This is a genomic window from Enterococcus sp. 10F3_DIV0382 (assembly GCF_002140245.1).
GTDB classification, from domain to species: Bacteria; Bacillota; Bacilli; order Lactobacillales; family Enterococcaceae; genus Enterococcus_B; species Enterococcus_B lactis.
Genome location: NZ_NGMF01000011.1, coordinates 1 through 1346 on the forward strand (window position 1 = coordinate 1; position 1346 = coordinate 1346).

Consider the following 1346-nt stretch of genomic DNA (forward strand, 5'->3'; position numbering starts at 1 on the left):
TGGTTGGTATCAATTAGCAGATAGCGAAAGAAAACTAAACAACTCTGATAAAGAATATCTATCCGAGTTAAAAAATTATTTGGAAGCTGTTGATGATTGGGGAAGATTTGAAATGGCAACCTTTACTACTCTTTTATTTGTTTTTGAAACAAATTACATAAACGGTAGATTATCAGACATTGAAAGAAAAATAGAAAAAAATAAAGATTTTGAGATTTTTCATTCCATATTGATTGGTATGTATAACAACTGTCTCTTATACACATCTAGATGTGTATAAGAGACAGCCTGTATGCTTAACGGAAAAGAATAATATCCAATATACATAGCTAATTTAGATATAGGCAACCTATCCAAGTTTTTTAAAATTTTAGATTCATCTGGATCAAGAAATTTTAAAACAATAAAAATAGAAAAAGTAAAGATTGATAGCGATATTAAATAGGTTAAATTTGCAGAATAAAGTATCTCTAAATTCCCATTTAAAAAAATAGATACAACATCATGTGTTAGAATATTCTCTTATACACATCTAGATGTGTATAAGAGACAGATACAACATCATGTGTTAGAATATTTGCTAGTAAAGCAGAAATTCCGATTATGATAAAAACAGAAAGAAACATTCCAATTCTCTTTTCTTTTGAATTTAGAACTTGATTGATTTTATTTCTATATACTTTCGATAACATCGAAATAATCTTCAAGATAACAATCAATTTCATTCTCCCTTTCTTTCAAAAATGCCGCCTCAAGAAATGCCTCTTCTATTTTATTTTTTTTATATTGGGATTTGATTTCTTCAGGAGTACCACCTCCTACTACTATTCCACGAGTTAAAATTAAAATTTTGTCACATATTTCTTCAATAAAGAGTAAATCATGACTAGTAATAAGTATCATTTTCCCCTTGCGTTTAAACGAATCCACTATTTTTTTCAGAACATAAACAGCTTCGACATCTAATCCTCTACAGGGTTCGTCTAAAACTAAGACATCAAATGGTTTCATAATCATTGAAATAATCTGCAACTTTTTCTTCATACCGTGAGAACTGTCTCTTATACACATCTAGATGTGTATAAGAGACAGGTATATAGGGTTGTTGGTTGGTATGTATATAGAATAGAAGATAAATGTGAAGAAATTGTGCATTATTTCTTCACATTTATTAGGTTATAGTTTAAGAAAGTTTAAATATTCCACAGTTTGGTTATTTTAGGCGTTTCTTTTCATAAAATTATCAGGCATCATCTTAGTTTCTCAGCACTAGGAACTAATTATACACATCTAGATGTGTATAAGAGACAGGTTTGGTTATTTTAGGCGTTTCTTTTCATAAAATT

General features: G+C 28.8%; 1 protein-coding gene and 1 pseudogene. One reads left to right on the forward strand and one right to left on the reverse strand.

All coding sequences use genetic code 11. The features are described from left to right. Positions 1-280 (forward strand): annotated as a pseudogene (locus A5849_RS14610) (transcriptional regulator); the annotation flags it as partial. Positions 281-672: 392 nt separating this feature from the next. On the opposite strand, the gene A5849_RS14615 reads toward A5849_RS14610, so the two are convergent. Then, positions 673-1017, reverse strand: a complete 345-nt coding sequence (locus A5849_RS14615) for a hypothetical protein (RefSeq protein WP_002346099.1) — start codon at positions 1015-1017, stop codon at positions 673-675. Positions 1018-1346: the final 329 nt, after the last annotated feature.